The following is an 8511-nucleotide window of genomic DNA, read 5'->3' as shown; positions in this document are numbered from 1 at the left end:
GTCTTTGCTGCGGGGGATCTGGTCGACCACACCTATCGACAGGCCATCACCGCGGCCGGGACCGGTTGCCAGGCCGCCCTGGACGCCGAACGCTACCTGACCGACCTCGACCACACCGACCACACCGACCACACACAAACCGCCGGGATCGCATGATGCCGGGCGGTCGGCCGATCCGCCTCACCGAGACCGCCCACGGCGGTGGCTGCGCCTGCAAGATCCCGCCCGACCAGCTCGAGGAGATGGTGGCCGGGCTGATCGCCCCCGACCTCGGCTCCGACGTCCCGGAGCTGCTGGTCGGCCTCGACCACGGCGACGACGCGGCGGCGGTCCGCATCCAGGGCGACGTGGCGGTCATCCTCACCTCCGACTTCTTCACCCCCGTGGTCGACGATCCCTACGACTGGGGCCGGATCGCGGCCACCAACGCCCTCTCCGACATCTATGCGATGGGCGGGACCCCGGTGGTGGCGATCAACCTGCTCGGCTGGCCGCGCGACGTGCTGCCGCTCGACCTCGCTCGCGAGGTGCTCCGTGGCGGCCTCGACGTCACCCGCTCGGCCGGCTGCCACCTGGCCGGAGGCCACAGCATCGACGACCCGGAACCGAAGTACGGCCTCGCCGTCACCGGCACCGGTGACCCGGAGCGGCTCTTCCGGCTGGAGGCGGCGCGACCGGGGACGCCGCTGACGCTGACCAAGCCGATCGGCGTCGGGATGCTCAACAACCGGCACAAGCAGACCGGCGAGGTCTTCGGCCAGGCGATCGAGGTCATGACCACGCTCAACGCCGATGCCGCCCGAGCCGCTGCCGCCGCCGGTGCCGAAGCGGTCACCGACGTGACCGGGTTCGGGCTCCTCGGGCACGGCTACAAGATGGCCCGCGCCAGCGAGGTCACGCTCCGGATCGACCCCACCGCGGTGCCCTATGTCGAGGGCGCCCGTGAGGCGGCCGAGGCCGGCTTCGTCAGCGGTGGCACCCGCCGCAACCTCGACTGGGTGGCGCCGTACACCCGCGTCGCCGACTCCGTGGGAGAGACCGATCGGCTCTTGCTCGCCGACGCCCAGACCTCCGGCGGCCTGCTGGTGGCCGGCGAGGTGCCCGGCTACCCGGTCATCGGCGAGGTCGTCGTACGAGAGGAGGCACCGATGGTCGTCGGTTAGCGGCCGCAACCGCATCGGCTCACCCCGATCCCGGCCCGTGCGGCCGGACTCAACCACCACCCAGAGGACTGTCATGGACTACGCAGCACAGCTCGACCGGATCATCGACGAGGTCATCGCCCCGAACGCCGCCGCGATCGACGGCGAGGCCCGCTTTCCCCGAGAGGCGGTCGACGCGCTCGCCGCGGCCGGCGTCCTCGCCCTCACCGTCCCGGCCACCTACGGCGGCGCCGGCCTCGGCCTACGCGAGGCCGCCGACGTCGTCGGCCGGATCTCGACCGCCTGCGGCTCGACCGCGATGGTGGTCTGCATGCACTACGCCGGGACGGCGGCGCTGGTCGCCACCGACCGCGAGGACGCGCTCCGCGAGATCGCCGAGGGCCGCCATCTGACCACCCTCGCCTTCTCCGAGACCGGCTCGCGCAGCCACTTCTGGGCGCCCCTGAGCACCGCGACCGGCATCGGTGACGAGGTGCTCCTGGCGGCCTCCAAGAGCTGGGTCACCTCCGGCCTGGAGGCCACCAGCTACGTCTGGTCCTCGACCCCGCTGGCCGGCGACGGGCCGATGACGCTGTGGTACGTACGACGCGGCGCCGAGGGGCTCACCTCGCCGGGCGGCTTCGACGGCCTCGGGCTGCGCGGCAACGGCTCGGTGCCACTGCGGGCCGACGACGTGCGGGTGGCGGTGGCGGATATGCTCGGCGCCGACGGCGCGGGCCTCGACATCGCCCTGGCGGCGGTGCTGCCGGTCTTCCTGGTGCTCAACGCCTCGGCCAGTCTCGGCCTGGCCCGTGCGGTCACCACCGCGACCGCCCAGCACCTGACCACCACCTCGCTCGGCCACCTCGGGCAGAGCCTGGCCCAGCAGCTGCCGGCCCGGACCAGGCTCGCCCGGATGCAGATCGAGAGCGATCGCACCCAAGGGCTCATCGACGGCGCGCTGACGGCCGTGGAGGAGGGTCGACCGGAGGCGCAGCTGCTGGTGTTGGAGACCAAGGCCGCCGCCGACGAGACGGCGGCGTTCGTGGCCGACACCGCGATGGCCGCCTGCGGCGGCGCGGCGTTCCGCAAGGAGCTGGCCGTCGAGCGCCGCTTCCGGGACTCCCGGGCGGCGCGGGTGATGGCGCCGACCACCGACGCGCTGCTCGACTTCATCGGCCGGGCGATGACCGGCCAGCCGCTGCTGGACGCACCCACCGGGCCGGCCGCCGCGACCCGGGGTGCCGCGTGAGCGCCCAGGTCCTGCTCGGCGCCGTCGCCTACGACCCCAAGGTCGTCACCATCTGGGATGGCTTCCGGGCCTGGTTCCGCGAGCGCGGCGTCGATCTCGACTACGTGCTCTACTCCAACTACGAGCGCCAGGCCGATGACCTGCTCGCCGGCCGGATCGACCTGGCCTGGCACTCCCCGTTGGCCTGGGTGCGCACCCTGCGGCTGGCCCGCGCGGCGGGGGTGCGGGTCGCGGGCGTCGCCATGCGGGACACCGACCGCGACCTGACCAGCGCGGTGGTGGTCCGGGCCGACTCCGAGCTCAAGAGTCTCGCCGACCTGCGCGGCGCCCGGGTCGCCGTCGGCGCGATCGACTCGCCGCAGGCGACCCTGCTGCCGCTCTCGCTGCTGCGCGCCGCCGGGCTGGTGCCGGGGGAGTCGGTGGAGATCCAGCGGCACGACGTCGGCGTCGGCCTGCACGGCGACCACATCGGCGGCGAGCGGGATGCGGCCAGGGCGCTGCGTGCCGGCGAGGTCGATGCCGCCTGCATGACCGACTCGAACCTGTTGCTCTTCGGCCAGGAGGGCACCCTGACCTCCGGGTCGGTGCGGGTGGTCGGCCAGACCGCGCCGTTCGACCACTGCATGCTGGCCACCGGGCCCAGCGTGACCGGCCCGGTCGCGGAGGCGACCGACGAGGCGGTGCGCCTGCTGCTGGAGATGTCGTACGCCGACCCGGTGGCCCGCCCGCTGCTCGATCTCGAGGGTCTGACCCAGTGGCTGCCCGGACGGTCCGGCGGGTACGACGCCCTGGAGCGGGCGGTCGACGAGACCGGGTTCTACGACCAGGAGGGCAACCTCGGTGTCGGCGACTATCGACCTTGAGAGCCTCGGCCTGGACACCGGTGGGCATCTGCTGCTCGAGCGTGGTCTCGCCGGTGTCGAGGTCGGCGAGCGGCTGACGGTCTTCGGCACCGAGCCGCAGCTGGCGCTGCAGGTGGCGGCCTGGAGTCGGGCCAAGGGGCATCGGGTCGAGTTCCCCGAGGCCCCGGCGGGCTCCGTGCTCGGCCCCCGGATCACGATTCGCAAGGGCTCGGCCGCCGAGGACCGCTGGGTCGGCGCCGTACGGGCCGGTCTGCCCGGCAGCCCCAGCGGGACCGCCGACCCGAGCTGGGGGCTGGCCGCCCGCGGTGCCCTGGTCGAGGCGGGCGGCCCCCGGCTGGACGTCGCCTGGGTCGACCGGGATCAGGTCTGGGCCGACGTCGCGCCCCGGCTCTTCGCCCGCGCCAACGCGAGCCAGTGGGATCCCGAGACGATCGTCGACTGGGCCGGGCCGCATGACCGGCTGCCGGAGGAGATCGAGAACGCGGTCGTCCAGATCATGACCTATCTGGTGGAGAACGAGCACGCCGCGCTGATGATCCCCGCCCGGATGCTCGCCAACCTGCATCCGCACTACCGCGAGGTGATGCAGCTGCTCGCCTCCCAGGTCGCCGACGAGGCGCGCCATGTGGAGATCTTCACCAAGCGCGCGCTGCTGTACGGCGGCGAGATGGGCCTCTCGACGGTGGAGGGCCGGGCCTCGCTGCAGACCCTGCTCGACGAGCCCGACTTCACCCTCGCCTCGTTCCTGCTCTCGGTGCTCGGCGAGGGCACCTTCGTCGACCTGCTCTCCTTCCTCAACGAGCATGCCCCGGACCCGATCACCGCCACCGTGACCCAGCTCGCCGGCCGGGACGAGGCCCGGCACGTGGCCTTCGGTGTCTCCCACACCACCCACATCGTGACCAGCGACCCCGCGTTCCTCGGGCGGCTGCGGGGCGCCGTGGAGCGCCGGCACGACGCGCTGCGCGACACCGCCGGCCTCAACCAGCGGGTCTACGACGGCCTGGTGCTGCTCGCCGCCGGCGGCTGGGACGCCGCCTCGATCCGGCGGGGCTGGGACGCCGTCCAGCGACTGCAGGAGCGGATGGATGCCGGCCGTCGGCGCCGGCTGGCCACGATCGGCTTCCCGGACGACGAGGCCGCCGAGCTGTCGGCGCTGCACACTCGTAACTTCATGTGACGTCCCGAGTGTCCCCGTGTCCCGAGTGACCAGTTCGCCGCAGCGGTGGCGGCCGACCGCCCCGCCGTCCCATTCCCGAGAAGGAGCCTCATGAGCCAGACAGCGAGCCAGACCGTCGAGACCCCGAGCCGCTGCGGAGTGGTCGGTGGCGGCCGGATGGGCGCGGGGATCGTGCACGCGCTCCTGCTCGCCGGCGCCGAGGTGACGCTCGTCGAGCGGGACGCCGAGGCCTGTGGCGCGGCCCGGGCGCGGGTGGCGAACTCGGTCGAGGCGAGCGTGCGGCGGGGCGTCCTGGCCGAGGCGGCGCCCGTCCTCGCCCGGCTCCGGGTCACCACCGACGCCGCAGACCTGGCGGACGCCGAGCTGGTCGTCGAGGCGGTCCCGGAGGACCTCGCGCTCAAGCGCGACACGCTGCACCGGATCGCGGCGGCGGTCGGGTCGGAGGCGGTGATCGCGAGCAACACCAGCAGCATCTCCCTCGACGAGCTGGCCGAGGCGATCGACCACCCGGAGCGGTTCTGCGGCCTGCACTTCTTCAACCCCGTCCCGGCCAGCAAGCTGGTGGAGGTGGTGCTCGGCGCGCACACCACGCCGACGCTGCGCGGCCGGGCCGAAGGCTGGGTGCGTCACTGGGGCAAGACGCCGGTGGTGGTGCGCAACTCGCCCGGGTTCGCCTCCAGCCGGCTCGGTGTGGCGATCGGGCTGGAGGCCATCCGGATGCTCGAGGAGGGCGTCGCCTCGGCCGCGGACATCGATGCCGCGATGACGCTCGGCTATGGCTTCCCGATGGGGCCGCTCCGACTGACCGACCTGGTCGGCCTCGACGTTCGGCTGGGCATCGCCCGCTACCTGGAGTCCGAGCTCGGGCCGCGGTTCGCACCGCCGACGCTGATGGAGGAGATGGTGGCGCGCGGCGAGCTCGGGCAGAAGTCGGGCCGCGGCTTCTACGACTGGGGCTGAGCCTGGGCCCGTCGCCGAACGAGATTTAGCCGCACAAAATTGGTGAACAACTTGTTGACACGGTTCCTCGCGGACGGCTAGCGTGACGAGCGCCACGTAAGATTGTGCAGCAATATAGATGAACGATGATACGCGTGGCGCACCTTCGGAGAGAGGCGAGCCCCGTGACCTTCGACCACACTCACAGCTACTCCCGCCGGGCCGCACTGCGGCTCGGGCTGGGCGGCCTGGCGGCGGTCGGCGCCGCCCCGCTGCTCGCCGGCTGCGGTGGCGGCTCCAGCACCACCGTCGACACGGCTGCCTTCGGCGCCGACGAGAAGACGCTGTACCAGGCGGCGAAGAAGGAGGGCGGCAAGCTCACCCTCTACACCTCCAGCGACGAGGCGCTGATCAAGAACCTCTCCGACGGCATGAAGAAGCGCTACGGCTTCGGCTTCTCCTACCAGCGGCTGAACTCCAGCGACCTCAGCCAGCGCTACGTCGCCGAGGCGCAGGCCAAGAACGTCCAGGCGGACGCGGTGCTCACCGGTGACCCGACCCTGGCCGACGACTGGGCGAAGAAGGGCTGGGTGGCGACGTTCCCGACCAGCGAGCTGCCGGCGTACGGTGACTGGCCCTCGGACTACGCCACCGACTACTACGCGATCGTCACCATCAACCCGTACTCGATGGCGATCAACACCTCGATCGTCACCGACACCCCCAATGAGTGGTCGTTCCTCACCGACTCCTCCATCTCCGGCAAGTTCGTCACCGTGGACCTCAGCAACGTCGGCCTGGTCGCCTTCCCGGCCTGGGTCGTGCTGCGAGAGAAGTACGGCGACGACTTCCTGGAGAAGGTCTCGACGCAGAAGCTGATCCTCTCCGACAGCGGGCCCTCCGCCGTACAGCAGCTCGCCTCGGGCGCGGCAGGCGTCTACTTCCCGTGCTCGCTGACCAACGCCAAGGAGCTCTCCGACGACGGTGCGCCGGTCAAGGCGATCATCCCGGACTCCGGCCCGGTCACCGGTGCCGAGTCGCCCGCCTTCATGTCCGCCGACGCGCCGCACCCGGCCGCCGCCAAGCTGTTCTTGAACTACCTGCTCACCGACGAGGGCCAGAAGATCCTCAACGTCGTCGCCTCCTCGCCGAAGGGCGTCTCCGGGACCCCGGCGCTTCCGACGAACTACGTGCGACCCGACTTCGCCAAGGCCCAGAAGCAGCACGATGAGCTGATCAAGCTGCTCGGCATGTGACCGCGGAGGTGAGACGGGACTGACCAGGGGAGAGGCAAGGGGAGACACGGTGACCACCATGAGCGTCCGCGCGAGCCGGATCCGCTCCGGTCTGCTGCGGCCGGGCCGCTGGTCGGGGATGGGCGTGCTGGCGGCGGTGCTGCTGCTCGGCATCGTCTTCCTGGTCGCCTATCCGCTGCTGCGCACCGTCATCGGGGTCGTCGGCGACGAGAGCGGCACCGGCGACCTCAGCGGCCTGAACTCCTCGATCTGGCGCGTGCTGTGGAACACCGTCCGGGTGGTCGGGCTCGGGAGCCTGCTCGGCCTGATCGGCGGCGCGACGCTGGCCTGGATCAACGAGCGCACGGACGGCGGCCTCAAGGGACTGGGTGACTTCATGCCGGTCGCGCCGCTGATGCTGCCCTCCATCACCGGGGTGCTCGGCTGGGTGGTGCTGTGCGACCCGCGGGTCGGGATGGCCAACGTGGTGCTCCGCTCGATCCTCGGCCGGTTCGGTGTCCACCCGACCACCGGGCCGATCGACATCTACACGATGTACGGCCTGATCGCGGTCACCGCACTGCACCTGGTGCCGATCGTCTACCTGATCGTCTCGGCCGCGCTGCGCAACCTGGACCCCGCCATCGAGGAGGCCTCCCGGATCAGCGGTGCCGGGCCGTTCGCCACCGCCGTCAAGGTCACGCTGCCCGCGGTGGCGCCCTCGCTCGCCTCGGCCTGGATCCTCGGCGTGATCAACGGGATCAGCCTCTTCTCGGTCCCGGTCATCATCGGCACCGGGGCCCGGATCGACGTGCTGTCGGTGGAGATCTGGCGATACCTCACCGACTATCCGCCGAAGCAGGGCGCCGCGCTGATCCTCGCGGCCGGCATGCTGGTGGTGGTGATCGGGCTCCGCCTGCTGGAGCGCACGGTGATCAAGCAGGGCCGGCAGGCCACCATCGGTGGACGCGGCGTCCGGGCATCCACGATGTCCCTGGGCAAGGCGCGCTACCTGACCAAGGGGCTGGTGTGGTGCTACGTCCTGGTCGCGGTGGTGCTGCCGGTCCTCGGGTTGCTGATGGTCTCGCTCGAGCCGTTCTGGTCGCCCACGATCGAGTGGTCCAAGCTGAGCCTGCACAACTACACCGAGGTCCTCACCGACAACCCGCTCACCTTCCGTGCGCTGAAGAACAGCCTGCTCCTCGGCGCGGTGGGCGCCACGGTGACGATGCTCATCGCCGCGTTCCTGATGCTCTACGCCCACCAGCGGCGTGAGCCGACGCGCCGGCTGGGGCCGAGGAAGAGGAGCACCCGCTCGCCTCGTCCTGGCCGGATGCGGCGCACCGTCGACCTGGTCACCTCGCTGCCGGCCACCATCCCGCACAGCCTGATCGGGGTGAGCTTCATCCTCGCCTTCAGCCAGCCGCCGCTGCGGCTCTACGGCACCCTGGCGATCCTGGTGCTGGCGCACGTGATGATGCAGATCCCGTACGCCGCCAGCGCGGCCGGATCCGCGGTGAGCACCATAGGCCGCGAGCTCGGCGAGGCGTCTCGGATCTTCGGTGCCACCGAGCGCCGCACCATGCGCACCATCCTGTTGCCGCTGGTGCTGCCGGGTCTGACGGCCGGGTGGATCCTGGTCTTCATCCACGTCCTGGGCGAGGTGACCGCCTCCGCGCTGTTGTCGGGGACCTCCAACCCGGTCGTCGGGGCCGTCCTGCTCGACCTGTGGAACCAGGGGAACTTCCCGGCGATGACCGCGCTGGCCATCATGGTCTGGCTGATCTCCTCGATCCTGGTGCTGGTCATGATCAAGGTGGGCAACCGCAGGGTTTCGGCGGCTCGAGGCTGAGACGGCAGTCTCGAGCCGCCGGAAGTTCGAGCCGGGCGCCCTCGCCGC

The 8511-nt window shown here is 71.6% G+C and carries 7 protein-coding genes; all 7 read left to right on the top strand.

Features of this window, described 5'->3' with window-relative positions; translation table 11 throughout:
* Nucleotides 1-155: 155 nt before the first annotated feature.
* The 7 genes from selD (at nucleotide 156) to QM638_RS21445 (ending at nucleotide 8463) form a co-directional block, all read left to right on the top strand.
* Entirely contained in the window at nucleotides 156-1163 is a 1008-nt protein-coding gene (gene selD, locus QM638_RS21475) for a selenide, water dikinase SelD (protein ID WP_415145436.1), read from the top strand.
* 73 nt (nucleotides 1164-1236) lie between these two features.
* Nucleotides 1237-2394 carry an acyl-CoA dehydrogenase family protein gene (locus QM638_RS21470; protein WP_415145434.1) on the top strand — a complete coding sequence of 386 codons (1158 nt, stop codon included), beginning with the start codon at nucleotides 1237-1239 and terminating at the stop codon, nucleotides 2392-2394.
* Nucleotides 2391-3257 (top strand): phosphate/phosphite/phosphonate ABC transporter substrate-binding protein, encoded by an 867-nt coding sequence (locus tag QM638_RS21465; protein ID WP_415145432.1) that lies wholly within the window; start codon nucleotides 2391-2393, stop codon nucleotides 3255-3257. The genes QM638_RS21470 and QM638_RS21465 overlap by 4 nt, the downstream gene beginning before the upstream one ends.
* Nucleotides 3235-4437, top strand: coding sequence for a hypothetical protein (locus QM638_RS21460; protein WP_415145431.1), 1203 nt, complete (start codon nucleotides 3235-3237; stop codon nucleotides 4435-4437). The genes QM638_RS21465 and QM638_RS21460 overlap by 23 nt, the downstream gene beginning before the upstream one ends.
* 90 nt (nucleotides 4438-4527) lie before the next feature.
* Nucleotides 4528-5397 carry a 3-hydroxyacyl-CoA dehydrogenase family protein gene (locus QM638_RS21455; protein ID WP_415145429.1) on the top strand — a complete coding sequence of 290 codons (870 nt, stop codon included), beginning with the start codon at nucleotides 4528-4530 and terminating at the stop codon, nucleotides 5395-5397.
* A 164-nt stretch (nucleotides 5398-5561) separates the two neighbouring features.
* Nucleotides 5562-6632: an extracellular solute-binding protein gene (locus QM638_RS21450; RefSeq protein WP_415145427.1), complete on the top strand. Its 1071-nt coding sequence runs from the start codon at nucleotides 5562-5564 to the stop codon at nucleotides 6630-6632.
* A 58-nt stretch (nucleotides 6633-6690) separates the two neighbouring features.
* On the top strand, nucleotides 6691-8463 hold the full coding sequence (locus tag QM638_RS21445; protein WP_415145442.1) for an ABC transporter permease: 1773 nt from the start codon (nucleotides 6691-6693) through the stop codon (nucleotides 8461-8463).
* Nucleotides 8464-8511 lie beyond the last annotated feature (48 nt).

The organism is Nocardioides sp., from assembly GCF_047606145.1.
Classification (GTDB): Bacteria; Actinomycetota; Actinomycetes; order Propionibacteriales; family Nocardioidaceae; genus Nocardioides.
The sequence above is the reverse complement of the archived record's forward strand: the minus strand, read 5'-3'. Positions and strand labels throughout refer to the sequence as shown.

Excerpts from the sequence above, each read along its gene's own strand:
- QM638_RS21455 (WP_415145429.1), top strand. The coding sequence starts at position 4,528 with ATGAGCCAGACAGCGAGCCAGACCGTCGAGACCCCGAGCCGCTGCGGA.
- QM638_RS21470 (WP_415145434.1), top strand. The coding sequence starts at position 1,237 with ATGGACTACGCAGCACAGCTCGACCGGATCATCGACGAGGTCATCGCC.
- selD (WP_415145436.1), top strand. The coding sequence starts at position 156 with ATGCCGGGCGGTCGGCCGATCCGCCTCACCGAGACCGCCCACGGCGGT.
- QM638_RS21445 (WP_415145442.1), top strand. The coding sequence starts at position 6,691 with ATGAGCGTCCGCGCGAGCCGGATCCGCTCCGGTCTGCTGCGGCCGGGC.